At 60.1% G+C, this 24,948-nt stretch carries 30 protein-coding genes; 27 read left to right on the top strand and 3 right to left on the bottom strand.

Annotated elements, in window-relative coordinates; translation table 11 throughout:
• Positions 1 to 80: 80 nt before the first annotated feature.
• The gene (locus tag CXY75_RS16000) at positions 81 to 2,306 is read left to right on the top strand and encodes a hypothetical protein (protein WP_104083782.1); all 2,226 of its coding nucleotides are present in this window, start codon (positions 81 to 83) and stop codon (positions 2,304 to 2,306) included.
• Here the strand turns inward: CXY75_RS16000 and CXY75_RS15995 are convergent.
• Both CXY75_RS15995 and CXY75_RS15990 read right to left on the bottom strand, forming a co-directional pair.
• Positions 2,289 to 3,935, bottom strand: coding sequence for a glycosyltransferase family 4 protein (locus CXY75_RS15995; RefSeq protein ID WP_146069502.1), 1,647 nt, complete (start codon positions 3,933 to 3,935; stop codon positions 2,289 to 2,291). The two genes, CXY75_RS16000 and CXY75_RS15995, sit on opposite strands and share 18 nt — an antisense overlap.
• Positions 3,928 to 5,382 (bottom strand): oligosaccharide flippase family protein, encoded by a 1,455-nt coding sequence (locus CXY75_RS15990; protein WP_146069501.1) that lies wholly within the window; start codon positions 5,380 to 5,382, stop codon positions 3,928 to 3,930. Before CXY75_RS15990 ends, CXY75_RS15995 begins: the two co-directional genes overlap by 8 nt.
• A 393-nt stretch (positions 5,383 to 5,775) precedes the next feature.
• On the opposite strand from CXY75_RS15990, the gene CXY75_RS15985 reads away from it, so the two are divergent.
• The 26 genes from CXY75_RS15985 (at position 5,776) to map (ending at position 22,949) form a co-directional block, all read left to right on the top strand.
• Positions 5,776 to 6,198: a VanZ family protein gene (locus CXY75_RS15985; protein ID WP_158251226.1), complete on the top strand. Its 423-nt coding sequence runs from the start codon at positions 5,776 to 5,778 to the stop codon at positions 6,196 to 6,198.
• 179 nt (positions 6,199 to 6,377) lie between these two features.
• The gene (locus tag CXY75_RS15980) at positions 6,378 to 7,844 is read left to right on the top strand and encodes a sugar transferase (protein WP_104083778.1); all 1,467 of its coding nucleotides are present in this window, start codon (positions 6,378 to 6,380) and stop codon (positions 7,842 to 7,844) included.
• 157 nt (positions 7,845 to 8,001) lie between these two features.
• Entirely contained in the window at positions 8,002 to 9,846 is a 1,845-nt protein-coding gene (locus CXY75_RS15975) for a DUF4012 domain-containing protein (RefSeq protein ID WP_104083777.1), read from the top strand.
• A gap of 482 nt (positions 9,847 to 10,328) precedes the next feature.
• Positions 10,329 to 10,637 carry a 30S ribosomal protein S10 gene (rpsJ, locus tag CXY75_RS15970; protein WP_035834607.1) on the top strand — a complete coding sequence of 103 codons (309 nt, stop codon included), beginning with the start codon at positions 10,329 to 10,331 and terminating at the stop codon, positions 10,635 to 10,637.
• 8 nt (positions 10,638 to 10,645) lie between these two features.
• Positions 10,646 to 11,305 carry a 50S ribosomal protein L3 gene (gene rplC / locus CXY75_RS15965; RefSeq protein ID WP_092107229.1) on the top strand — a complete coding sequence of 220 codons (660 nt, stop codon included), beginning with the start codon at positions 10,646 to 10,648 and terminating at the stop codon, positions 11,303 to 11,305.
• A gap of 5 nt (positions 11,306 to 11,310) precedes the next feature.
• A complete protein-coding gene (rplD, locus tag CXY75_RS15960; RefSeq protein WP_092107231.1) occupies positions 11,311 to 11,961 on the top strand; it encodes a 50S ribosomal protein L4 in 651 nt (216 codons plus the stop codon).
• Positions 11,961 to 12,263 carry a 50S ribosomal protein L23 gene (gene rplW, locus CXY75_RS15955; protein WP_092107233.1) on the top strand — a complete coding sequence of 101 codons (303 nt, stop codon included), beginning with the start codon at positions 11,961 to 11,963 and terminating at the stop codon, positions 12,261 to 12,263. Before rplD ends, rplW begins: the two co-directional genes overlap by 1 nt.
• A 22-nt stretch (positions 12,264 to 12,285) precedes the next feature.
• On the top strand, positions 12,286 to 13,125 hold the full coding sequence (rplB, locus tag CXY75_RS15950) for a 50S ribosomal protein L2 (RefSeq protein WP_092339441.1): 840 nt from the start codon (positions 12,286 to 12,288) through the stop codon (positions 13,123 to 13,125).
• Positions 13,126 to 13,134: 9 nt separating this feature from the next.
• Positions 13,135 to 13,416: a 30S ribosomal protein S19 gene (gene rpsS, locus CXY75_RS15945; RefSeq protein ID WP_092107237.1), complete on the top strand. Its 282-nt coding sequence runs from the start codon at positions 13,135 to 13,137 to the stop codon at positions 13,414 to 13,416.
• Between the two features lie 26 nt (positions 13,417 to 13,442).
• On the top strand, positions 13,443 to 13,808 hold the full coding sequence (gene rplV, locus CXY75_RS15940) for a 50S ribosomal protein L22 (RefSeq protein ID WP_092339439.1): 366 nt from the start codon (positions 13,443 to 13,445) through the stop codon (positions 13,806 to 13,808).
• Positions 13,808 to 14,590, top strand: a complete 783-nt coding sequence (gene rpsC, locus CXY75_RS15935) for a 30S ribosomal protein S3 (RefSeq protein WP_104083776.1) — start codon at positions 13,808 to 13,810, stop codon at positions 14,588 to 14,590. Before rplV ends, rpsC begins: the two co-directional genes overlap by 1 nt.
• On the top strand, positions 14,590 to 15,009 hold the full coding sequence (rplP, locus tag CXY75_RS15930) for a 50S ribosomal protein L16 (RefSeq protein ID WP_104083775.1): 420 nt from the start codon (positions 14,590 to 14,592) through the stop codon (positions 15,007 to 15,009). The genes rpsC and rplP overlap by 1 nt, the downstream gene beginning before the upstream one ends.
• Positions 15,009 to 15,353, top strand: a complete 345-nt coding sequence (gene rpmC, locus CXY75_RS20815; protein ID WP_104083774.1) for a 50S ribosomal protein L29 — start codon at positions 15,009 to 15,011, stop codon at positions 15,351 to 15,353. The genes rplP and rpmC overlap by 1 nt, the downstream gene beginning before the upstream one ends.
• 2 nt (positions 15,354 to 15,355) lie before the next feature.
• Positions 15,356 to 15,655, top strand: coding sequence for a 30S ribosomal protein S17 (gene rpsQ / locus CXY75_RS15920; protein ID WP_092451147.1), 300 nt, complete (start codon positions 15,356 to 15,358; stop codon positions 15,653 to 15,655).
• Between the two features lie 34 nt (positions 15,656 to 15,689).
• The gene (rplN, locus tag CXY75_RS15915; RefSeq protein ID WP_035834620.1) at positions 15,690 to 16,058 is read left to right on the top strand and encodes a 50S ribosomal protein L14; all 369 of its coding nucleotides are present in this window, start codon (positions 15,690 to 15,692) and stop codon (positions 16,056 to 16,058) included.
• Positions 16,059 to 16,060: 2 nt separating this feature from the next.
• Complete coding sequence (gene rplX / locus CXY75_RS15910; protein ID WP_092107244.1) at positions 16,061 to 16,420, top strand: 50S ribosomal protein L24; 360 nt, start codon at positions 16,061 to 16,063, stop codon at positions 16,418 to 16,420.
• Positions 16,420 to 17,028 carry a 50S ribosomal protein L5 gene (gene rplE, locus CXY75_RS15905; RefSeq protein WP_104083773.1) on the top strand — a complete coding sequence of 203 codons (609 nt, stop codon included), beginning with the start codon at positions 16,420 to 16,422 and terminating at the stop codon, positions 17,026 to 17,028. Before rplX ends, rplE begins: the two co-directional genes overlap by 1 nt.
• A 189-nt stretch (positions 17,029 to 17,217) precedes the next feature.
• Positions 17,218 to 17,616 (top strand): 30S ribosomal protein S8, encoded by a 399-nt coding sequence (rpsH, locus tag CXY75_RS15900; RefSeq protein WP_104083772.1) that lies wholly within the window; start codon positions 17,218 to 17,220, stop codon positions 17,614 to 17,616.
• 6 nt (positions 17,617 to 17,622) lie between these two features.
• A complete protein-coding gene (gene rplF, locus CXY75_RS15895; protein ID WP_104083771.1) occupies positions 17,623 to 18,159 on the top strand; it encodes a 50S ribosomal protein L6 in 537 nt (178 codons plus the stop codon).
• A gap of 2 nt (positions 18,160 to 18,161) precedes the next feature.
• The gene (gene rplR / locus CXY75_RS15890; protein ID WP_092107252.1) at positions 18,162 to 18,533 is read left to right on the top strand and encodes a 50S ribosomal protein L18; all 372 of its coding nucleotides are present in this window, start codon (positions 18,162 to 18,164) and stop codon (positions 18,531 to 18,533) included.
• Positions 18,530 to 19,237, top strand: a complete 708-nt coding sequence (gene rpsE / locus CXY75_RS15885; protein ID WP_369826740.1) for a 30S ribosomal protein S5 — start codon at positions 18,530 to 18,532, stop codon at positions 19,235 to 19,237. The genes rplR and rpsE overlap by 4 nt, the downstream gene beginning before the upstream one ends.
• Positions 19,237 to 19,419, top strand: coding sequence for a 50S ribosomal protein L30 (gene rpmD, locus CXY75_RS15880; RefSeq protein ID WP_066597599.1), 183 nt, complete (start codon positions 19,237 to 19,239; stop codon positions 19,417 to 19,419). Before rpsE ends, rpmD begins: the two co-directional genes overlap by 1 nt.
• Positions 19,419 to 19,943, top strand: coding sequence for a 50S ribosomal protein L15 (gene rplO / locus CXY75_RS15875; RefSeq protein ID WP_104083770.1), 525 nt, complete (start codon positions 19,419 to 19,421; stop codon positions 19,941 to 19,943). The genes rpmD and rplO overlap by 1 nt, the downstream gene beginning before the upstream one ends.
• A 140-nt stretch (positions 19,944 to 20,083) precedes the next feature.
• The gene (gene secY, locus CXY75_RS15870) at positions 20,084 to 21,406 is read left to right on the top strand and encodes a preprotein translocase subunit SecY (protein ID WP_104083769.1); all 1,323 of its coding nucleotides are present in this window, start codon (positions 20,084 to 20,086) and stop codon (positions 21,404 to 21,406) included.
• Entirely contained in the window at positions 21,403 to 21,999 is a 597-nt protein-coding gene (locus CXY75_RS15865) for an adenylate kinase (protein WP_104083768.1), read from the top strand. Before secY ends, CXY75_RS15865 begins: the two co-directional genes overlap by 4 nt.
• 119 nt (positions 22,000 to 22,118) lie before the next feature.
• Positions 22,119 to 22,949, top strand: coding sequence for a type I methionyl aminopeptidase (map, locus tag CXY75_RS15860; RefSeq protein WP_233201958.1), 831 nt, complete (start codon positions 22,119 to 22,121; stop codon positions 22,947 to 22,949).
• A 3-nt stretch (positions 22,950 to 22,952) separates the two neighbouring features.
• Here the strand turns inward: map and CXY75_RS15855 are convergent, their stop codons facing one another.
• Positions 22,953 to 24,869, bottom strand: coding sequence for a transcription antiterminator (locus CXY75_RS15855; RefSeq protein ID WP_104083767.1), 1,917 nt, complete (start codon positions 24,867 to 24,869; stop codon positions 22,953 to 22,955).
• Positions 24,870 to 24,948: the final 79 nt, after the last annotated feature.

The raw sequence follows: 24,948 nt of genomic DNA, 5'->3' as shown, positions 1-24,948 counted from the left end.
CGTAGACCCTTCGATTTGAATTTTTCCGGTAGCTATTGGCTCCAACGTCCTCGCGTGCGGAGCCTAAGAGACGAGGTATTGTGAGCAGCACGGCGCAGAAAAGTGAGCTGCCGGATCAGATCGATGTGACTGGACCGATCGGAGTTGCTCGTTGGATTCGGCAAGTTGACTTCGGATTGACCAGCTATAGAGCGCTTGCTGTGTTCATGGTCCTCGTGGCTCTGGAACTACTCGTGTTTCGCTCCTATTTCGTGGGCAGAATCGCCCCGCCTTGGGACTTTTTTGGCCCCTACAACACAGAGGCGTATCAGTGGTGGGAGCTGGGGGGATTCTTCTCGCCGCGTGACTGGGTGTCGAACGCGTGGGCGGGATATCCATCGGCATTGAATTTGCAAAACAGCGCATGGTACTTGCCCGTGGGCTTAACGAGCGCGTTCGGCCCATTCACTTTGCACGCGTCCGCCATTCTCGCCGCTTTGCACGTCGCTTTTGGTGCGTTAGGTACTTACTTTCTCGTTCGCTCGTTCAAGGTGCGGTTCCCAATCGCGGTGCTTGCAATGGTTGCAGCATTTTTTGCGGTTGGCTACTACAGCAATGCCCAGCACGTGGACATCAGTCGTGCATACGCGTGGGTACCTTGGCTCCTACTCGTATTCGCGCCGACATTCCCATGGCAGCGCGTATGGGCGATTCCTGTGGCCGCGCTGGTGATCTGGCAGGCGGTGACGGGAATGTACCCCGGTATGACTATCGCGTTTGTGTACGTCGGAGCGGTTTGGGTCGTCACTCACCAGGTATCGACCCGATACCCGTTGCGTAGTTTCTTGGTGCCACTAGTAATCTCCGTTCTAATTGCGGGACTTCTCTCTATGCCTCGATTGTTGCCTTACGCAATGCTTCAGGAGGATGCGGCGGGCAGTTTGCAAGAGTCGTCATCGTTCAGCCCTGCGCTGCTGGGTACTTTAGTGTTCGGGTATTCGAGCGATCAGATCGGCAACGATATTTCGATGAGGTCACTTTTTGTGCCGTCGACGATGCTCATTCTCGCTTTCTTTGCCTGCTGGCGGGACCGGATTACAAAGCTTGCCATCGCGCTGCTGGTCCCCGCTATCGTGCTCGGCATGCCCGGATTGCCCTGGGCAGAAGCTGCGCAGAAACTGCCAGGGTTGGGCTTTAGTCGATTCGGACTCAGCGACTTCAAAGTGTTTATGGTGCTTGGGATCGTGTTGCTAGCTTGCTCAGGCGCGACGGCCTTGGTTGTAAATGGCTCACGTGTACGATTGCCGCGGAAGATGTGGATTTCACTTGGAAGTGCACTGGTCTTCGTGCTAGTGATCGGTCTGCTGGGAAAGCTCGGACCTTACTCAAACGACGAGCGAATTCCCGGATTCGTTCTGCTGCTCCTCGCTCTCGCTAGCGTTTCTGCCTTGTTCGTTTCGCGAATTAGGCTGCGACACAATTCAGGGTCGGCGCTTCTTTTAGTGTTGGCGATCATGACTGCGGTAACAGGTACCGTGTGGGCGTTTCAAACCGAGCTGCCGTGGCGAACAGATCGCATTGCAGGTGAGCTGTCGACCTTTGGCGAAACAGTGGAGACACTGATTTCAGTGCGTCCTGCTATCGGCGAAACCGTGCAGCGTGCATCGCGTGTGCCCCTTCCGGAGGACGCTGCGATATCCGGTGTGATGAGTGGCTATTCGAATCGTTACTCGTATCTCAACCTCGACTCGATTGTCTCGTACATCAACTTGAAGGGTTCCGTGACGCAGGCTCTCCTAGTGGAGTCGTTAGTGGGACCGAACGCCTCGCCCGAGTTCGCAGCTTTCCTCGCCGCACCGGGCACCGCAGTGACAGTCGTGCCTGGCTCATCGGTTGATGCCGGCCAGCTGTCCGCCTGCGTCGAAAGTAGCTCGTGTGGCGACGCCAGCGTCACGCCAATTTCATATACTCCTGGGCATCTGACCTATGAGTTCTCGAGCCCCGGAAAGCTCGATGCAATCTTCAATGAAGCGTACTACCAAGGGTGGACCGCTGAAGCGTGTATAGACAGCTCTTGTCAAGCTCTTCCTGCGGGCCGCAACGCACAGGGTTTGGTTTCAGTGGCAGTCCCCGAAGGCACGTACCTGCTCCACCTCGACTATGTTGTTCGTGGAGCCGTAACGGGCTGGCTACTCTTCTGGGGCGGATCTGTAACAGCCATTGCAGCGATGGCCTGGGTGCTCATTTGTCGCCGCCGCTCGAAAATCCTGGGGCGGAATTCGACGTCGGCGGAAGAAGTCAGCGTCGAGTCAGCGCTCGCGCCGTGACATTTTGACGAGACCCGCCAGCTGGATTTTTAGCCTTGAACGTAACGCGTCGGGAACCATGAATTTCAGGGACTTGATGCGTTGCCCGGTTGGGACTGACATCAGTAGACGTATGCGGTCGGACGCTGGCATGTACGGCGCATCTCGTAGTCGACAGGCCCACGATGGCTCCGCTAGTCCAGACGCAATTTGAAGATCGACAAGGGCTTTTTCTAGTTCATCTGAGTCATCGAACCCGTGGGTGGAAATGTCGATCCGCGCGGATGGGTTTGTGTCTTGTGCGGAGACGATTAGCTTCGCGAACAAGCCCTCAAGGTGTTGGTTCCACCCCGGGGAGAGATGGTCGTCCTCAACGGAACTTCGGCTCATTTCCGCTGACCGTCGACGTTCCTCAGGCTGGGTCGCAAGAGCGTCCAGCGCCTGGAGGTACTCTCGTCGCTTGGAGTGGTGCACGCCCTTGCCTATTAAAGAAGAATCGTTCGACGTAAGAACCGAGTCGGCAACACTCTCGCTGAGCGCCAAGACGGGGATGCCCCTCACTGCGGCGTCCAGCAGCGACGTGAGCGACGCAAACGGGATCGAGTCGACATAGATATCAGCGGCACCGTAGTACGAGTCCAGCCCCTTGACCATCCCGATGGCTTTGAACCGCTCACCAGTTTCATCGCTGATCTCTTGCCACCGTCCCTTCGGTTCAGGGCCGATTACGATGAATGTCACCTCGGGGTGTGCCAAGACGAATTCCCGGTGGATGTCAATGAAATGGTGCCCGGGCAATGCTCCGTATTTGTAGCCCGATGCGATGGAAATGATCACGACCGCGTCCTGTTCAATGCCGAGTTGTTCACGCGCAAGCCGTTTGTCAGCGTGCGGGGGAGCAGTTAGGGGAATCGGCAGAATGGTCGAGAGTGAACGAGGCAGATTCCGTTCTGCGATCGACAATTGTTGACCGGCCGGCCGAATGTCCGCCACCACATCCGCTATCGCGCCGCCTACCCAGAAGACGTGATCTGCGTGATTAAGAAATACGATCTTGGCAGGAACGTTTGCCAGGGCGATTGACGGGATAACGTCGTACGGGTGCACGTGAAGCACTATCGTGTCCGCGCCGCTCTCGGCTATGCGCCTCAGTTCGGTGGCACGAACGAGGAGATTGCTCGACGTCTCTCCGAGCGAAATGATGCTGCCGCCTGACGCCGCAACTGCGTCTTTCAGCTGGTGCGGCACGGGAATGCCTTGCTGTCCCGTGAGAACGACGGAATTGATGCGGGCGTCGTCGTTCTCAATCCATCGCCACACCAACCGGGTGTGGCCGCCCGCTGAATAGGCCTGCGAGAGCACGTGCACGACATGGTCTGTGAGATCAACTCTCATCCCGCGTGATGGAGGTAAATGCTCCCCTATCTCTGCAGCCAGCGTCTCCAATCTCCCACTCCGGAATATTCCCGGATGGTTGTACCAGGCGAACCTCGCGGCCGACTGCAGTGAGACGGCGGCGCTTCGAAAGCGGGACTTTTTGATGGCGTGTGATGCGGCATCCACGAGCCCGTCGAATGCAATACGGTTCTCAGCGGCATGGGCATGGGCATGGGCATGGGCACGAGCGCTATCGGCAACAGAATTAGACAAGGAGACTCTCCTTTTTCTCGGCTTGTCTCTCCTTCGCCCGCAAGCGAAACAGAGTAGCAAGGGCACCGGCGGAAACGATTGCGGTGACCGCGATGCCGACGATCAAGCCAACGGTCGTGTCCGCGTCCATACCCCACATCGTGACGGCACCAGCGACGAGCAGTGCAAGCGTCAGTATCCAAGAGGCTCGACGAAGCGCGAATCCCGTCTCTCGATACGCGAGAATGAGGACTACACAGACATAGAACGCGTACGCGCCTACATAGGCGACACCGAGCCCCGTAAGTCCGCCCTGTGAGGCGATCGGAATTCCGAGGGCCAAATAGCCGACGTTGAAGCTGAACTCGCCAATGAAGAATGCGCCACGGGCCTTGCGCGCGAGAAGCAAGAACGCCACCGCCCAGCCGACAATCTTGAAGATATCGCCGAAGAGCTGCCAACGGAGGATTTCCGTTGCGGCTTGAAAATCTTCCGCATAGAGTATGTGCAGAACAACCGGTGAGAACACAATCATCCAGAGCAGGACCGGGCCGCCCAAGAGTAATGCGATACGAACTTGATCGTCGACGCTCTTATTTAAGCTGCGAAGATCGTCGATTTGTGCGCTGATGCGTGGGTAATACTCGACTGCGAGAGAGGTGAGTACGAAGCCGAGATACATGGTGGTGATCGTCCAAGCGGCCTGGAAATGCCCCGCTGCGGTGACGCCCTGATCCTGCTCGAGCCAGACGCGGATAGCCAATTGAGTGCCGCTTGTTAGAAGAAGGCCAAACATGACAACTCCGCCGAGTGTGACCAATCCCCTTAACTCTGGCCACCATTGACTGCGGGTGGGTCGGAACGTCGTCTTGGGCTGCCGGAAGACGAACCATGAACTGCACGCCAAAGTCGCGATGGGCGCAGCCGCGAGAGCGGCGATGACGCCCGCTTGGCCGGAAATCTGAAGTGCTCCGATAGTTACTACAGTTCCCACGAGAGCGCCAAAAGTATTGCAGACAGCCAGCGATTTGACGCGGCCCAGCCCGTTTAATAGAGCGATCTGGGCACCTGAGATGACCATGGCGGTGAGAGCTGCTCCAAGGGCCACCATAGTGGCTGGGTCAGCGTAGGCGGGGAGGAGGACCCCACCGAGCGTGAGGCCGAGCAGAACGAAAACCAGTCCGCCAAACCCACCAAACCAGCTGGACGCGATGAGGAGTGCGGACTTCACTCTCGGAAACTTGGCCCCGTCGGCTGCGGCCGCGGCCGTGGCCTGAACGCCACTGGTGTTCATTCCCAGGCTGAACAGGATCACGCCGAAGTTCGCTGCTGACGTGAGAATACCAAGCAAGCCGACTCCGGGTGCTCCGACCTCCAGCGCGATGAACTTGTAGCGCACTGCCCCAAGCGCAACCACCATAATAGAGCTGAGCCCCACTGTTGCAGTTGCCCAGAGAATTCGTTTCATTTGCTAGTCCTAAAGTTTAAACGACGCGTGTCGTAGAACCCCAGCCTGGGGCGTTCCTCGGCACGGTACTTTCGGCGGTAGCATCGTGTGAACGTGTGGCTGTAAGCCAGGAGCAATGTCCGTCACCGGCCGGCTTAAGTGCTCTCGCCACGGCCACAGATTCAACTGTATAGCCCCTTCGGCCCGCGGAAGTTTTGTTGATGAGCCGACCATATCAGTCATGGTCACCTGGGCAGACGTCTGAATGACAACTCAGGCAGCCGTTGGAATGCTGCTACGCAGCAGTGGGGTGCATACTCGTCTTTGATGCACAGTGGGGGATCGCACATGAATGGCAAGCCGCCTAAGAGTAGAGCGCGCGAATGGTTGGGTACGGTTACGCTCTTCTTCTGCGTGGGAATAGTACTGCTGGCGACGATGTGGCCAACGCCACTTGACCAGGACTACACCGCCGCCGTCGATAAGTTTCTGGCGGTGCTGCACCGCAACGGAATTCCAATGTGGTTCGGTTACAACAAGCTCGAGTTCTCGGCCAACATATTGATGTTTGTGCCCTTGGGCTTTCTCATTGCCCTACTTCTACCGGCCAAGGCCTGGTGGTTGGCGCTGCTTATCTGTCCGGCAATGTCCATCGGCATTGAACTCACGCAGTCCGTGGCGCTGTCGGCGCGATTCGCCACGATCAGCGACGTCATCGCGAACTCCACGGGGGCACTCTGTGGCATCTTTATGGCTGTACTTCTGCGTGCCATAATTTACTCGCGCGACGAAAAGCTGGTGGCTCGCGCGCTCTGGGAGCACAGAGCGCGCGTGTAGAGAAGCGCTGTTGTAACATCGGGAGATGCCGCCGGCACGAGCAATAGCCCCTGAATGGGGGTATTGATACAGCTCGTGAACGCGCGACCTGAGCCTGGCATGTGAAACGATAGTGGCATGTCTGTCGGCTTCACAAGTGCGTGAACCAGACGATTTGAAAACATCAAGGGGAACTCAGGGTGGCAGTAACCGATCGGCGCACGGAAGGCGCAACTCGGCGTAACTCGTGGCAGCGCGCGTTCGCGGTGAGGCTTTTTGTGACGGATGCTCTCGTCGTGGCCTTTGCGGTATTTGGATCTCAGCTTTTGTGGTTTGGCTTCGCCCCGGTTGAGGTCGCCGCTGACGGTGGCCCCGACCTGCGCGCTAGTTACCTCACGGTTTCAGTCGTCTTGGCCGTCGCGTGGATGCTCATGCTCGATGTTTTCGCAACCCGAGATCATAAAGTAATTGGCAGTGGCACTCTGGAATACAAGAGAGTGGCCGATTCGACGATTCGACTCTTTGGCTCTTTCGCCATCATCGCTTACTTATTAAAGGTCGAAGTTGCCCGCGGATACTTTCTCACGGCCCTTCCTGTCGGGCTAGTAGTGCTCGTGCTGTCGCGGTGGAGTTGGCGTCAATGGCTGCGCAAGCGGCAGGAGGCAGGCGGCTACCTGTCGCGGGCGCTCCTGCTGGGGGAGCGGCAGAAGGCAACGCACTTTGCGAAGACGATCATGCGCGCGCCCGGGTCGGGCCTGCTCCTGGTTGGAGCCCTCACCGAAGAAAACAAGGTGCACAACGGCCCCGTCTACGGAATACCGATTCTCGGTGGCTACAATGATCTGCTGAAGGCTGTCGATGATTCCCAGGCCGACACGGTGATTTTAACCGGGGCAGACGAGATTAATCCGGTGGTCATGAGGCGCATTGGGTGGGAACTCGACGCGCGCGATATTGAGCTCATCGTGGCGCCGGCCCTCACCGACGTCGCTGGGCCACGCATCCATGCACGTCCGGTAGCCGGCCTTCCGCTCATTCACGTGAGCTACCCCGCGTTTGAAGGTGCTCGCCGGTGGACCAAGCGAACCTTCGATATTCTAGGTTCATCGTTGTTGATCCTGCTGAGCTTCCCGGTGCTCATCGGTGTCACTATCGCGGTCAAGCGTTCGGGCCCCGGGGGCATCATCTATCGCCAGGTGCGCGTGGGCCGAGCGGGCGCGGCCTTCGGAATGTTGAAGTTTAGGTCGATGGTGCAAGACGCCGACGACCAGCTGGAGAGTTTGCTCGATGCCCAGGGCACGTCAGACACGCCGCTATTCAAGGTGACCAACGATCCCCGCATCACGCCGGTCGGCATGTTTATTCGTAAGTACTCGCTCGATGAGCTGCCGCAACTGTTCAACGTGCTGGTGGGAAAGATGAGCCTCGTCGGACCCCGCCCGCAGCGCGCGGCCGAGGTCGCCCTGTACGACGACGCCGCCCACCGACGCCTCATCATGAAGCCGGGAATGAGTGGGCTCTGGCAGGTCAGTGGCCGATCCAATTTGAACTGGGAAGACAGCATCCGTCTCGATTTGTATTACGTCGAGAACTGGTCGTTGACCGGCGATATCCTCATTCTGTGGCGCACATTTCGGGCCGTGGCCCGGCCGGAGGGTGCCGTTTAGGCCATCGTCGCCAGAGCGGCACGCTGGTCGGGACGGGGATGCAACTGCAGGTAGGGTCAATTGGGGATTCGCATCGGTCGACCGTTGACTCGCATGCGTGCCTTGTCCTCTTCGTACAGTCGCTGACACCAGGCGACTTACCCACCTGATTGGTTACATGCCACACCCCAGCGAGTCCCGCCGTAGTGCCCGTGCCCAGCAGCCGCAGCGCAAACGGCTCCTGAAACGCAAACGGTTCTGGATTCCGGTCGCATTCCTCGTTCTGCTGATCGCGGCCGGTGCCTGGCTCGCCATCCGCGGCTTGCAAGCCAAGGCGCAGCTGGAGGCCTCCGTGCCGCTGGTTAGTCAGCTCAAGGACCAACTGTTGGCTCAAGACGTGACCGCCGCCGAGAAAACCCTCGACGAAATAACTCCGCGGGTCGCTGATGCGCGCAGCCTAACGAGCGATATTGTCTGGCGGGCGGCCGAATACACGCCATTCGTGGGGTCGAACCTTACGGCGGTGCGCGAGTTGGCTGCTATCACTGACAACATAGTGACGGATGCGATTCCCCCCCTCATGCAGGTAGCCGGCACCTTGTTCGACGGTGGGCTCACTCCCGTTGATGGTGGTCTCAACCTTGACGTGATTGCGGGCGTGCTGCCCGACGTCGACGCCGCGACGGAGGTGCTCGACGAAGCCGAAGCCGCAGTCGGCGACATCGACACGGCACATACAATTTCGCAATTGACCGACGCGAAGGCGACGATGGCGCAGCTGCTCGCCACGCTGACGCCGGCTCTGCACGAGGCGCAGAAAATTCTGCCTATCGTCCTCCCTGCGCTGGGCTCGGAAGGGCCCCGCAAATACGTGGTGCTATTTCAAAACAACGCAGAGGCGCGGAGCCTGGGTGGGATTCCTGGAGCGATTGTTCCCCTCACGGTCGACGCCGGAAAAATAAGTCTGGGAGCCCCGGCAGACGGTGAAGACTTTGCGAAATTTGCGGAGTCGATCGTGCCTGTGCCGGATGGCGTCCGTGATCTCTACGCACTCGCATTTGGCACCTCGATTCTCAATTCCACGGTTCGGCCTGATTTCGCGTCGGCGGCGGCCGTCGTTCAAGCAATGTGGCGAGACTCGTTCGGTGAAGAAATTGACGGAGTCATCTCCCTCGATCCAGTGGCCATGAGCTACCTGCTGCGCGGTAGTGGCGCCATCCCGCTTCCCTCGGGTGACAGTCTCACCAGCGACAATGCTGTTTCTCTTCTCCTGAACGACGTGTACCTGAGATATCCCGGCCTTACGGAGGAATCGCGCAATGAGCAGGGTGAGTTTTTCGCTCAGGTCGTCAATGCCGTGTTTGGAGCGCTGCTCGGCGGCGGCACGAATCCGCAATCCCTCGCTGAGGGCCTGATTCAGGCCGGAGACGAGCGCCGACTCCTGCTCTGGAGTGCGAATGAGAACGAAGCGGCGTTGATCGCGGACGGTGACTTGAACGGTTCCCTGCCGATCAGCGATGACAAGGTCGAGCGTGTCGGTCTGTACACCCAGGACGCCATCGGATCCAAGATGACCTACTACCTGAAGCAAAAAGTAACCCTCAGTCAGGCGTCTTGTGCCGCAGATGAGCTTGAGACCTACCGGATCAGTACCGACGTGACCAACATCCTCACCCCGGACGAGGTTGAGGGACTGACCTTCTACATTGTCGGCGATGGCAGTGAAGGAGTCACAGCCGGTGATATTCGCATCGATGCGTTGGCCTACGCGCCGCCTGGGTCGACGATCAGCGCAATCCGGGTGGATGGACAGCCGGTCGAGTTCACCAGCTTCCACGACGAGAACTACCCCGTAGCGCGTGTGCGAGTCTCGATCGCGCCAGAGCAGACCAAAAATATCACCTTCGATATCGTTGCCGGCCAGCCTGGGCATCGCGAACTGAACGCCCTCGTCACTCCGCTGGTCTATCCGACGCCGGTCGAGGTGGCGACCTTGGATTGCACGACGGTAGCGGCTCGGTAAGAGCCCGATGAATCGCCTGTCGCTGGCCGTTGCGGCCAGCGAGCGGCAGGCATCCGTCGCCAGAAGTGGCCGACACGCCGCGCGCGACACGCCCGGGTTGCATGAAGTGGCAACTGTGTGGCAGACTCTTCTAGTTCAACACTTTCGGTGCGCATCGCGTTGCCGGAATCACTGCCAGGCAGTGCATAGTCGCGTCACGTTCTTTCGAAAAACATATTGTCGGATGAGCGCAGATTGCAGGCTAGGCCGCGGGGAGCAGAGCGCAGCGTAAATCAACGATCTGGTCGGCATGGGTAAAACCGTGTCGTCCCCCAGGTTCTGCTCTGGGAGTCGGCGTTGACGATGAGCGTCGTTTTTGGCGTGACTCGAAATTGACATTTGAACAGTGGTGCTTCCAGCAGCAGTGCTACTACGGCGTCCAATGCAACCTCGGCAAATCGTGCCGTTGTATGTAAGACGCCTCGACAGAGAGAGAGTTCGACATGGCGGGACAGAAGATCCGCATTCGACTTAAGTCGTATGACCACGAGGTCATCGACATTTCGGCGCGCAAGATCGTCGACACAGTGACCCGTGCGGGCGCTACAGTCGTCGGTCCGGTGCCGCTTCCGACCGAGAAGAACGTGGTGTGTGTCATCCGTTCACCTCACAAGTACAAGGACAGCCGGGAGCACTTTGAAATGCGCACCCACAAGCGCCTGATCGACATCATTGACCCGACCCCGAAGGCTGTTGACTCGCTCATGCGCCTCGACCTTCCGGCCGACGTCAACATCGAGATCAAGCTCTAGGGCCCGCGATGTCTTACTCCGATACCAAGACCACCAAGGGTCTTCTTGGCAAAAAGCTCGGCATGACCCAGGTGTGGGACGAGAACAACAAGCTTGTTCCCGTTACCGTCATCGAAATCGCGCCGAACGTTGTCACGCAGATTCGCACCAAGGCAGTGGATGGCTACAACGGCGTTCAGATCGCCGCTGGCCCCATCGACCCGCGCAAGGTCAACAAGCCCCTTGCCGGCCACTTCGACAAGGCCGGCGTCACGCCGCGTCGCCACATCACCGAGCTCCGCACTGCGGATGCCGCTGACTACAACCTCGGCCAGGAGCTCACCGTTGACGGTGTTTTCGCTGCCGGCACCAAGGTTGACGTCATGGGCACCAGCAAGGGTAAGGGTTTCGCCGGTGTTATGAAGCGTCACAACTTCAAGGGTGTTTCCTCCTCTCACGGTTCGCACCGTAACCACCGCAAGCCCGGTTCCATCGGCGCTTCCTCGACCCCGAGCCGTGTCTTCAAGGGCATGCGCATGGCTGGTCGTATGGGTGGCGAGCGCGTAACCGTGCTGAACCTCAAGGTGCACGCCATCGACGCCGACAAGGGCCTCATGCTCGTCAAGGGTGCCGTTCCCGGTGCTCGTGGCCGTCTCGTATTCGTTCGCAACGCAGTGAAGGGAGCCTAGTCACCATGGCTACAGCACTCGACATCATTGACGCCAAGGGCAAGAAGGCAGGCTCTGCTGAGCTTCCCGACGAACTCTTCGACGTTCCAGCCAACATTCCGCTCATCCACCAGGTCGTTGTTGCGCAACTCGCAGCCGCACGCCAGGGAACGAGCAAGGTCAAGCGCCGTGGAGAAGTTTCCGGTGCCGGCCGCAAGCCGTTCAAGCAGAAAGGAACCGGTCGCGCTCGTCAGGGCTCGATCCGCGCTCCTCAGATGACCGGTGGTGGAATCGTCCACGGACCGACCCCGCGCAGCTACGACCAGCGCACCCCGAAAAAGATGATCGCCGCAGCCCTCAAGGGTGCACTAAGCGACCGCGCCCGCGGTGGCCGCCTGCACATCGTCGAGGCACTGTTCACGGCTGAGACCCCCAACACCAAGGTTGCTCTGGAGCTGCTCACGCAGATCGCCACGAGCAAGCACGTGCTGGTTGTGCTCGAGCGTACCGACGAGACCACGTTGCGCAGCATTCGCAACATCCCGACGGTGCACATCCTCTCGTGGGATCAGCTCAACGCCTACGACGTGCTCGTCAGCGACGACATTGTCTTCACCACCGGTGCGTTCAACGCGTTTGTGGAGAGCAAGACCAAGAAGGAAGAGGTGGCCGCATAATGACTATCGCGACCAACAAGGACCCCCGCGACATCATCATCTCTCCGGTTGTCTCTGAGAAGAGCTATGGCCTGATTGACGAGGGTAAGTACACCTTCATCGTTGACCCCCGCTCGAACAAGACGGAGATCAAGCTCGCGATCGAAAAGATCTTCAAGGTGCAGGTCGCTTCGATCAACACCCTGAACCGCGTGGGCAAGACGCGCCGCACCAAGTTCGGCATGGGCAAGCGCAAGGACACCAAGCGTGCCATTGTCACGCTCAAGTCTGGCTCCATCGACATCTTCACGGCCGTCGGCTAAGCGACAGGCAGAGGGATAACTAATGGCTATTCGTAAGTACAAGCCCACGACCCCGGGTCGACGCGGTTCATCCGTTGCCGACTTCGCGGAAATCACGCGTTCCACCCCGGAGAAGTCGCTGCTGCGTCCGCTCTCCAAGACCGGTGGACGTAACAACCAGGGCCGCATCACGACCCGTCACATCGGTGGTGGCCACAAGCGCCAGTACCGCGTGATCGACTTCAAGCGCAACGACAAGGACGGCGTCAACGCCCGCGTCGCCGAAATTGAATACGACCCGAACCGCACGGCGCGCATCGCGCTCCTGCACTTCATCGACGGCACGAAGCGTTACATCATCGCGCCGAACAAGCTCAGCCAGGGCGACATCATCGAGTCGGGAGCCGGGGCTGACATCAAGCCCGGCAACAACCTGCCTTTGAAGAACATCCCCACCGGTACCATCATTCACGCGATCGAGCTGCGTCCGGGTGGTGGCGCCAAGATGGCCCGCTCCGCCGGTTCGTCGGTTCGTCTCGTCGCGAAGGAGGGCGTCTACGCCCAGCTTCGTCTGCCGTCTGGTGAAATCCGTAACGTGGATGCTCGCTGCCGCGCGACGATCGGCGAGGTCGGCAACGCCGAGCAGTCGAACATCAACTGGGGCAAGGCCGGACGTATGCGCTGGAAAGGCGTTCGCCCGACCGTTCGTGGTGTTGCCATGAACCCGGTCGATCACCCGCACGGTGGTGGTGAGGGTAAGACGTCCGGTGGACGTCACCCCGTCAGCCCCTGGGGTCAGAAGGAAGGGCGCACCCGCCACCCGAATAAGGAAAGCGACAAGCTCATTGTTCGTCGCCGCACCGTCGGCAAGAAGCGTAAGTAGGAGTAGACGATGCCAAGAAGTCTTAAGAAAGGCCCTTTCGTTGACGACCACCTGCTTCGCAAGGTGTTCGCGGCGAACGAAGCCAAAAGCAAGAACGTAATCAAGACCTGGTCGCGCCGCTCGATGATCATCCCCGACATGCTCGGACACACCATCGCAGTGCACGACGGACGCAAGCACATCCCGGTGTTCGTCACCGAGAGCATGGTCGGCCACAAGCTCGGCGAGTTTGCGCCCACCCGCACCTTCCGTGGACACGTGAAGGACGACAAGAAGGGCCGTCGCCGCTAGCGCGGGGACGTGAAGGAGGAGAAGAAATGGTGGAGTCGATCGCACGCGTGCGTCACATCCGCGTTACCCCCCAGAAGGCTCGTCGCGTTGTTGACATGATCCGCGGCAAGCAGGCGCATGAAGCGCTGGGAATTCTGAAGTTTGCGCCCCAGGGCGCGAGCGATCCGGTGTACAAGCTGGTGGCCTCGGCCATCGCCAACGCCCGGGTCAAGGCAGATGCAGCCAACACGTATCTGGACGAGCAGGACCTGTTCATCAGCCGGGCATTCGTTGACGAGGGTACGACCCTCAAGCGTTTCCAAGCTCGTGCCCAGGGCCGCGCATTCGAAATCAAGAAGCGCACCAGCCACATCACGGTTGTGCTCACCACTCCTGAGGAGGGTACGAAGTAATGGGTCAGAAAGTAAACCCCTATGGCTTCCGTCTGGGAATCACCACCGATCACGTATCGCGTTGGTTCTCTGACTCGACCAAGCCGGGTCAGCGTTACGCTGATTTTGTTGCAGAAGACGTCAAGATTCGTCGCCTGCTGAGCACCAGCCTTGACCGTGCCGGCGTCAGCCGCATCGAGATCGAGCGCACTCGTGACCGTGTTCGCGTTGACATTCACACCGCCCGTCCGGGCATTGTGATTGGTCGCCGCGGCGCGGAAGCCGAGCGCATCCGCTCAGACCTGGAAAAGCTCACCGCCAAGCAGATTCAGCTGAACATCCTCGAGGTCAAGAACCCCGAGCAGGATGCCCAGCTCGTCGCGCAGGGTATCGCCGAGCAGCTCTCCGCACGTGTGGCCTTCCGCCGCGCAATGCGTAAGGGCCTGCAGGGTGCACAGCGCGCCGGCGCCAAGGGTGTTCGCATCCAGGTGTCCGGTCGTCTGGGTGGCGCCGAGATGAGCCGCAGCGAGTTCTACCGCGAAGGCCGGGTGCCACTGCACACGCTTCGCGCGAACATTGACTACGGCTTCTACGAAGCCAAGACCACCTTCGGCCGTATCGGCGTGAAGGTCTGGATCTACAAGGGCGACATCACCAACAAGGAACTCGCTCGCGAGCAGGCCAACGCTAAGTCGTCCCGCCCCGAGCGTCGTGACGATCGACCGCGCCGTGCACCTCGTGCAGATGCTCCGGCAGCGGTAGCGGTAGCGGCACCAGTCGCAGCAGCCGCGGAGGCTAAATAATGTTGATTCCACGTAAAGTCAAGCACCGTAAGCAGCACCACCCGGGTCGCACCGGCCACGCTACCGGTGGCACCACGGTGTCCTTCGGTGAGTACGGCATTCAGGCGCTGACCCCGGCATATGTGACCAACCGTCAGATCGAGTCCGCTCGTATCGCCATGACGCGTCACATCAAGCGTGGCGGGAAGGTGTGGATCAACATCTACCCCGACCGCCCGCTGACCAAGAAGCCCGCCGAAACCCGCATGGGTTCCGGTAAGGGTTCGGTTGAGTGGTGGGTTGCCAACGTCAAGCCGGGTCGCGTTCTGTTCGAGCTCAGCGGTGTCACTGACGCCGTTGCGAAAGAGGCGCTGACCCGCGCAATTCACAAGCTGCCCCTCAAGGCACGCATCATCAAGCGCGAGGAGGGCGACGCATAATGGCGATCGGAACCAAGGAGCTCGCCCCAGTCGAGCTCGATACTTTTGACAACGAGAAGCTGTTCGAAGAGCTGAAGAAGGCCAAGGAAGAGCTGTTCAACCTGCGCTTCCAGTCGGCCACCGGACAGCTCGAAAGCCATGGCCGCCTCCGCGCGGTCAAGCGCGACATCGCTCGCATCTACACGGTTCTCCGTGAGCGCGAGCTCGGCATTCGTGCCACGCCGGTTGTAGCCGTGGCTCCGGCCAAGGTTGAGAAGGCAGAGAAAAAGACCAAGAAGGCCAAGGCCGCAGTCGAGTCCACGGATGACGCTGCAACCGAGGCCGTCGAGACGAAGGAGGCCTAGTCATGGCGAAGACTGACGAAACGGTCGTCGCAGCCGAGGCAGAAGCTCTCGTTCGCGGTTACCGCAAGACGCTGCGTGGTTATGTGACCAGCGACAAGATGAATAAAACCATCATTGTCGTGGTCGAAGACCGCGTGAAGCACCCGTTGTACGGCAAGGTCATCCGCCGTACATCCAAGCTGAAGGCGCACGACGAGGCGAACTCCGCCGGCATCGGCGACCTGGTCCTGATCAGTGAGACCCGTCCGCTGAGCGCTTCCAAGCGCTGGCGCCTGGTCGAGATTCTTGAGAAGGCCAAGTAAGCCTCGCGCTTACTTGACGTAAAGGAGTTATAAAGTGCTTCAGCAAGAATCACGAGTCAAGGTTGCCGACAACACCGGTGCCAAGGAACTCTTGACCATCCGCGTTCTCGGTGGCTCCGGCCGCCGTTACGCAGGCCTCGGCGACGTCATCGTCGCCACGGTCAAGGATGCAATCCCGGGCGGCAACGTCAAGAAGGGTGACATCGTCAAAGCTGTCATCGTTCGCACCAAGAAGGAGACTCGTCGTCCAGACGGTTCCTACATCAAGTTCGATGAGAACGCTGCAGTGATCTTGAAGGCAGACGGTGACCCCCGCGGCACCCGAATCTTCGGACCGGTCGGTCGCGAGCTTCGCGACAAGAAGTTCATGAAGATCATCTCGCTGGCACCGGAGGTTATTTAATCATGGCCAGAATCAAAAAGGGTGACCTCGTTCAGGTCATCAGCGGCCGCAGCCAGGCTCGCGGCGGAGACCGTGGCAAGCAGGGCAAGATCATCTCCGTCGACGTCGAGAAGAACCGTGTCCTCGTTGAGGGCATCAACTTCGTGACCAAGCACGTTCGCGTCGGCCAGACCCAGCGCGGCACGAAGACGGGTGGCATCGAGACCTTCGAAGCCCCCATCCACGTGTCCAACGTTGCGATCGTCGACCCGGAGACCAAGAAGCCGACCCGCGTTGGCTTCCGCCAGGAAGAGGTAACGAAGGACGGCGTCACCAAGACGGTCCGCATTCGTTACGCCAAGAAGTCAGGGAAGGACCTCTAATGACTGACACCGCAGTTGTTGAAGGCACTGGGGGCACCGCGCCCGTCAAGGCCCTGCCGCGTCTGAAGCAAAAGTACCGCGATGAGATCAGTGCCAAGCTCTCCGCAGAACTCGGCTTCACCAACGTGCACCGCATCCCCACCCTGACGAAGATTGTCGTCAACATGGGTGTCGGAGAAGCAGCACGCGACGGCAAGGTGATGGACGGTGCGGTTTCCGACCTCACCAAGATCACCGGCCAGAAGCCGCAGGTCACCAAGGCCCGCAAGTCCATCGCGCAGTTCAAACTGCGTGAGGGACAGCCCATCGGCGCCCACGTCACTCTTCGTGGCGACCGCATGTGGGAATTCCTGGACCGGCTGCTCAGCCTGGCCCTTCCTCGTATCCGTGACTTCCGCGGTCTGTCCGACAAGCAGTTCGACGGTGCGGGCAACTACACCTTCGGTCTGACCGAGCAGGTCATGTTCCACGAGATCGACCAGGACCGCATCGACCGCGTTCGCGGCATGGACATCACCGTTGTGACGACCGCCAAGAACAACGACGAGGGTCGCGCACTGCTCAAGGCGCTCGGCTTCCCGTTCAAGACGGACGACGCGCAGAAGTAGCGTTTTTCAACTAGAGTTGGGAGCTTGCGCTTGCAGGCTCCCAACTCACAGTTGGCCTCGCCCGTATTTTAACAATGGGCGCACCTAGATTTTCACCCCGGAAGCCGATCAACCGATCGGTTTCCTCACCACCACAGGTCGTCATTCGTGTAATGAATGGGCGAAACCAGGCGAGAAAGGCACCACAAAATGACAATGACAGATCCGGTCGCAGACATGCTGACCAGACTGCGCAACGCTAACTCGGCGTACCACGACACAGTGTCGATGCCGCATAGCAAATTGAAAGCGCACATCGCTGACATCCTCAAGGCTCAGGGTTACATCTCCGCCTGGACCGTCACGGATGCAACAGTAGGCAAGACCCTCACCTTGGACCTCAAGTTCGGTCCGAACCGCGAGCGTTCCATCGTCGGGATCAAGCGGGTTTCCAAGCCCGGCCTGCGCGTGTACGCAAAGTCGACCGAGATCCCCACAGTTCTCGGCGGCCTCGGCGTTGCCATCCTGTCCACGTCCAGCGGTCTGCTCACCGACCGCCAGGCTGAGAAGAAGGGCGTAGGCGGAGAAGTTCTCGCCTACGTGTGGTAACTGAGAATGTCACGTATTGGAAGACTGCCCATCCCGATCCCCGCAGGGGTCACGGTTGTGGCTGACGGCCAGGCCGTCTCCGTCAAGGGCCCAAAGGGCGAGCTTGCGCTCGTCGTTTCCAAGCCCATCGCGGTGTCGATCGAGGACGGTCACGTTCTCGTCACCCGTCCGAACGACGAACGCCAGTCGCGTTCGCTGCACGGTCTGACTCGCACCCTGATCAACAACCAGATCATCGGCGTAACCGTTGGTTACACCAAGGGTCTCGAAATCGTCGGTACCGGTTACCGCGCGGCGCAGAAGGGCACCTCCGTTGAGTTCGCCCTCGGCTTCTCGCACCCGGTCGTCGTCGAGCCGCCAGCCGGAATCGTTTTGACCGTGGAGAGCGTCAACAAGCTCACGGTCAGCGGAATCGACAAGCAGGCCGTCGGCGAGGTTGCCGCCAACATCCGTAAGATTCGCAAGCCAGAGCCCTACAAGGGCAAGGGTGTGCGTTACGCCGGCGAGATTGTTCGCCGCAAGGCCGGAAAGAGCGGTAAGTAGCCATGGGACTCGGAACTAGAGGCAAGAGCAAGGCCGCAGCCCGCGGACGTCGACACACGCGTCTTCGCAAGAAGATCGAGGGAACGGCGCTTCGCCCGCGCCTCGTCGTCACGCGCTCGGCTCGCCACGTATTCGTGCAGGTCGTCGACGACAGCAAGGGTTTCACCCTTGCGTCGGCATCCACGCTCGAAACGGACTTGCGCACCTTCGATGGTGACAAGACCGCCAAGGCCCGCAAGGTCGGTGAGCTCGTTGCAGAGCGTGCGAAAGCTGCCGGCATCGAAGCCGTTGTATTTGACCGTGGTGGCAGCAAGTACGCAGGACGCGTCGCAGCCATCGCTGAAGGAGCTCGAGAGGGTGGATTGAACCTGTGAGCACTGAAAAGATCGAAACTACAGCACCTGTTGCTGCCGAGGCTGTTGCCCCGGTGGAAACCGCTGCTTCCACGGCACCGCCGCAGAACGAGCCTCGCGAGGCTCGTCGCGGTGGCCGTGAGCGTAACCCGAACAAGGACCGCGGAAGCCGCGATGCCGACAAGAGCCAGTTCCTGGAGCGCGTCGTCACCATCAACCGCGTATCGAAGGTTGTCAAGGGTGGTCGTCGCTTCAGCTTCACCGCTCTCGTCGTCGTCGGCGACGGTAACGGCCTGGTCGGCGTTGGATACGGTAAGGCCCGCGAGGTCCCGACCGCTATCTCCAAGGGCGTCGAAGAAGCGAAGAAGAACTTCTTCCGCGTTCCTCGCGTCGGCCTGACCATCCCGCACCCCGTGCAGGGTGAGGCCGCAGCAGGCGTTGTCCTGCTTCGTCCGGCCGCAGCAGGTACCGGCGTTATCGCCGGTGGCCCGGTGCGCGCCGTACTCGAATGCGCTGGCATCCACGACGTTCTGAGCAAGTCGCTCGGCTCGTCGAACACCATCAACATCGTGCACGCCACGGTCGCGGCTCTGCACCAGCTCGAAGAGCCGCGTGCGGTTGCGGCTCGCCGTGGCCTGGCCTATGAAGACGTGGCTCCGGCCCGTTTTCTGCGTGCCGACGCTGCTGCTGCTGCAGCGGCCGCAACCGCGAAGGCAGGTGCCTGATGGCCCAGCTGAAGATCACACAGATCAAGTCCAAAATTAGTGAGAAGCAGAACCAGCGCGACACTCTTCGCAGCCTGGGTCTGCGACGCATTGGCGCCGTCACGATCCGCGAGGACAACTCGCAGAACCGTGGCTACGTCAACACCGTCGCTCACCTCGTAAAGGTCGAGGAGATTGACTAATGGCTGACGAGAAGGAAGCTACTGCTGCCCCCAAAAAGGCCGCTGCAACGAAGAAGGCCGCTGTTGTCACGGCGACCGAGCCCCGCGAGCACGTGCTGAAGGTACACCACCTTCGACCGGCTCCTGGAGCGAAGAAGGCCCGCCAGCGCGTTGGCCGTGGTGAAGGATCCAAGGGTAAGACCGCGGGTCGAGGCACCAAGGGCACGAAGGCACGCTACAGCGTGCGCGTCGGCTTCGAGGGTGGGCAGATGCCGCTGCACATGCGCACCCCGAAACTGCGTGGATTCAAGAACCCGTTCCGCGTCGAGTACCAGGTTGTCAACCTGGAAAAGCTCGAGTTGTTCTACCCGAATGGCGGCGATGTCACCATCGCTAGCCTGATCGCCAAGGGCGCAGTTCGCGACAATGAAAAAGTCAAGGTTCTCGGTACCGGTGAGATTACGGTTAAGCTGAACGTGACGGTCGATAAGGTCTCTGCTTCAGCTGAGCAGAAAATTGTCGCCGCGGGTGGATCTGTAAAGTAAATCCGTAGACGCTTTATTGAGCTTGTCGGGTCGTCATTCGAGTCAATCGTTTGGTATGACCCGGCAAGCTCGTTTTCCTTAAGTCGGTCTGTGCTCGTTGGTCCGCACGTGTTGATCTGCGTTAATATCTGGAGGCCTTTTTGTTCAGCGCCATTGCGCGGATCTTCCGCACACCTGACCTTCGAAAGAAGATCGGTTTCACCCTGGGTATCATTGCTCTGTTCCGTTTGGGCTCGTTTATTCCGACCCCGTTCGTCGACTTCTCCAACGTGCAGTTGTGTCTGGCGGCTAACCAGGGCACGAGCGGCCTCTATGAGCTCGTGAACCTCTTCAGCGGCGGGGCGCTGCTGCAATTGAGCGTGTTTGCCCTGGGCATCATGCCGTACATTACGGCCTCGATCATCGTGCAGCTGCTGCGCGTGGTCATCCCACACTTCGACACTCTTTACAAGGAAGGTGCCTCCGGTCAAGGCACGCTGACGCAGTACACCCGGTACCTCACCATCGCCCTGGGCATTTTGCAATCGACGACGTTGATTACGGTGGCGCGAAGCGGCGCCCTGTTTGGGACATCCGGTGCCACCGAGTGCACGCAGTTGATCACGAACGACGCCTGGTACGCCATCATGCTCATGGTCATCACGATGACGGCCGGTACCGGTGTCATCATGTGGATGGGTGAGCTCGTCACCGAACGCGGTGTCGGAAACGGCATGTCACTGATGATCTTCATCTCGATCGCCGCCCTCTTCCCCGGCTCGCTGGGTGCCATCGGACAGCAGCAGGGCCCGGACACCCTCATCATTGTGCTGCTCGTTGGCCTTGTGGTGGTCGCCGGTGTGGTCTTTGTCGAACAGTCGCAGCGCCGAATACCGGTGCAGTACGCCAAGCGCATGGTTGGCCGTCGCACCTACGGCGGCAACAACACCTATATCCCGATCAAGGTGAACATGGCGGGCGTTATCCCGGTCATCTTTGCCTCGTCGCTGCTGTACCTACCGGCGCTGCTGGCCCAGTTCAACCAGCCGGCCGCTGGCGAGGAACCGATCGCCTGGGTTGTCTGGATCTCGAACAACCTCACCGGTGGTGACCAGCCCCTGTACATGCTGATGTACTTCCTTCTGATTATCGGCTTCACCTACTTCTACGTGGCCATTACGTTCAACCCCGAAGAGGTTGCCGACAACATGAAGAAGTACGGCGGGTTCATTCCCGGCATTCGGGCCGGCCGCCCTACCGCCGAGTACCTCGACTTTGTACTAACTCGCATCACGCTTCCGGGCTCGCTCTATCTCGGCTTCATCGCGTTGATTCCACTGATCGCCTTCTCGGTCATCGGGGCAGACCAGAACTTCCCGTTCGGCGGCGCGAGCATTCTCATCATCGTCGGTGTCGGGCTGGAGACGGTCAAGCAGATCGACTCGCAACTGCAGCAGCGACACTATGAGGGGCTCCTTAAATGACGCGACTACTACTGATCGGTCCGCCCGGCGCTGGTAAGGGCACGCAGGCTACTCGGCTAGCACTCGCCTTCGACGTTCCCGCCATCTCCACCGGTGACATCTTTCGCTACAACGTCACCAATAACACCCCGTTGGGTGCCCGGGTCAAGTCATTTATGGATGCCGGAGCGTACGTTCCTGACAGCCTCACCAACGCCATCGTCGCCGACCGCTTGGAAGAAGCGGATGCTGCCACCGGATTTCTGCTCGACGGCTACCCGCGCACAACCGACCAGGTGGCCGAGCTCGACCGGATGCTGCTAGCGGGCGGCAACCAACTCGATGTCGTCGTGTTGATCACGGCCGACACCGAGGAAGTCGTTGCGCGGCTGCTCAAGCGTGCCGCCGAGCAGGGGCGCGCTGACGACACTGCCGACGTCATCCGTCATCGCCTTGATGTGTATGCGGAACAGACCGCTCCGCTGATTGATGTGTACAGTGCCCGCGGGCTTGTCGTCACGATTGATGGTCTCGGTACCGTTGAAGCGGTCACCGACCGTATTCTCGCCGCGCTGGCCGAACGCGGCCTGCACCGAGGCAGCAGCACGCTCTAAGAACCGCTTGAGTGCGGGGCGACAAGCCCGGCCCATCATCAGGTGCACCTTCACATCTATGCCCGAACAATGAATATAAAAGATCGCTCCCCTTTTCGGAGCTAGTTTGTAGGAAATCAGTGAGTTTTCGTCGTTCCATCTATAAGAACCCCGCCCAGCTGCGACTGATGCTTGCTCCCGGCCTCGCCACGGCGGCATCGCTGGTGGCGGCCCGCGCCGCGATGGTCATCGGTGCGACCACCCTTGAGCTCGACGCGGCGGCAGAGGCAGCGATCGTTGCGCTCGGTGGTAAGCCGAACTTCAAGCTCGAAACGGGCTACCACCACACCGTCTGTGCCTCGGTGAATGATGACGTCGTGCACGGGATTCCATCTGGCCGACGCCTCGCAGCCGGCGACCTCGTTTCTATTGACAGCGGCGCGATCATCGAGGGCTGGAACGGCGACGCCGCGTTCAGCTTCGTTATTGGCGACCCGACCCGGCCCGAGTTGGTGGCCGAACGTCAGAAGCTCAGCGACGTGACCGAGCAGTCGCTCTGGCACGGAATCGCTCGGCTGGCGACCGCCCGCCACCTCAACGAGGTCGGCGATGCGATTGAAGATTACGTCGAGTCCCAGGGAAGCTACGGCATTCTCACCGACTACGTCGGACACGGCATCGGCCGGTCGATGCACGAAGCCCCGCCGGTGTTCAACTACCGCGTGCGGCAGAAGGGTCCGGAGGTAAAGCCGGGCCTCGTGGTTGCCATCGAGCCCATGGTTGTACTCGGGTCGATCGACACGTATACCCGTGACGACGAGTGGACCGTCGCCACTAGCGACGGTAAGGCCGCCGCGCACTGGGAACACAGTGTTGCCGTGCACAAGGACGGCATCTGGGTGCTGACCGCCGAAGACGGTGGTGCCTCCGGACTCGCCCAGTTCGGCATCGTTCCCGTTCCCATCCCGTAGTCGCTATTTATCGATAAGGTGCACGAGCTCGTCGATGAAGGACGGAAAGCCCACTGATCGCTTGATGAGGCGTTGTACGTCGGCACGTTCGGTGAAAACCTCGACGAACTGGTCGAAGATGGACTGGAATGACGCCCGACCGGCAGCGCTGAACGCGATCAGGGCCACCACGTTGACTCGGCTCTCACCCCACGCCATGGGGGAGTCGTTGACCGCGATGGCGATGGATGTTTGCTGTGCGGTCATGGCCATGGCGTGGGGAACGGCGAGGTGGTCGGTGAACGCGGTCGACGACATCCGCTCGCGCTCGATCGCACCGTCGATGTAGCTCTGGTCGATCAGTCCTCGAGCAACCATGCGTCCGCCGAGTTCTCGGATCATCGTCTCTTCGTCTGGTGCGACGAAGTTGCGCAGGTACAGGGACTCGTCGAAAAACTGTAACAGGTGGTCTTTGATCTGCGCTCGGCGACGAAGCCGACGCACTCGGATGGCCGCCTCACGAATTCTGTGCACGTCGCCCTCCGTGAGAAACGGCTGGATAACGATCACGGCGTCAGAGGGAACAGGCGGTGCGATCGTGGTGAGCACGAGGTCGGCGTGAAGCTCTGCCCATGGCACGTCGCTGCGGGTGACCTGATGCACGACGGTCACGTCATCGCCGAGGACTCGTTCGATGCGCTGACGCAACTGAGCGTGCATCGTGTAGTAATTCGGGCACACGAGCACGCAGGTCACGAGCTCTTCGGTGCGGGAGCGCTGTTCGAGGTATGACCCGACGTGCATCGCGATGTAGGCGATCTCGTCGTCGTTGATGCGGATCTGCTCCTGGCGCTGGAGCTCGCTCGCGATGTACACGGCGAGTTCATAAATCATCGGGTATGCCGTCTTGATCGACCGGGTGAGTGGGTTCCGGGAGTAGTCCTGCGCCTGAGCCCGATCGATGAGGTGTCGCACGTGCAGCGTGAGTCTGGTGATGAACTCGTCGTCGGCCAGGTCGACGAGGTATTCCTCGCTGGCCTGCGCCACGATGCGGCGGACGACCGCGAGGTCCTCAGTGCGGGCGAGGGACGCGCCGATCGGATCGGCGGTCTCGTCGAGTCCGGGCGTGACGACCCTGGTCTGCAGCAGAAGCACGAGATAGGCAAGGTCCGCGACATCCAGCACGACGCCAAAGTGGGTGTCGATGAGCCCGGCCAGCAAGGCCGTGAGATCGGCCGCGATGACCGGTGTTTCGTCGGCATGGGCGGCGGCGACGCGCTTGCTCACCCGGTCCACGGCGATGGCCACGTGAAGCAGAACATTGTTGGTGCCGTACTCATTGACGAAGTAGCCCTGGGCGTCGAGCATGGCGATCAGGTCAGTCTTGAACGGGGCGAGACTGTTAGACGCGAATTCCTTCTGGATGGCGGCGAGTTCGAGAAAACCACGGGTACTCTCTTCACGGAACATCCGGCTGAGCAGTTGCCGCCGGTCGGTTTCGGAACCGAGCAGGGTGACAACGCTGCCGTGCCGGGCCAGTGAGAGTCCCGTGTCGGACAGGAGCGCGCGCACGCGGGACAGATCGGCCTCGACGGTGGAGTCGCTCATGAAGACATCGGCCGCGAGCTCATAGACATCGAGGCCCGCCGTCGAGTCGATGAGGCGACGAACCAGGTGGTACACGCGGCTCTGCGGCGTGTCCGCCTGCGCAATTCGCGGCGGTTGAGCCGTGCGGAATGCCGCGTACGCCTCGCGGTTGATGCGATAGCCCGCCGGCCCCGACTCGATCACATCGAGCGGATCGGCCGCCGTCTTCACGCTCGTGACATAGCTACGGATGCTGCGCGCAGTCACGCCGAGGTGTTCGGCCAGTTCACCCGCGGTGACCCACTCGGGGGAGCGGAGGAGATAATCGAGCATCCTCGTGTGTTTGTCGCTCATTGTGCCCTGTTGTTCGTCGTGCGCGATCCCATCGTTTTGATCTTATCTTCCGAACCCGAGGTTTTCCGGGGGTGCGGAA

The sequence above is a fragment of the Cryobacterium sp. Y11 genome (assembly GCF_002929535.1).
GTDB lineage: Bacteria > Actinomycetota > Actinomycetes > Actinomycetales > Microbacteriaceae > Cryobacterium.
This window is presented reverse-complemented; position numbering and strand designations above follow the sequence as displayed.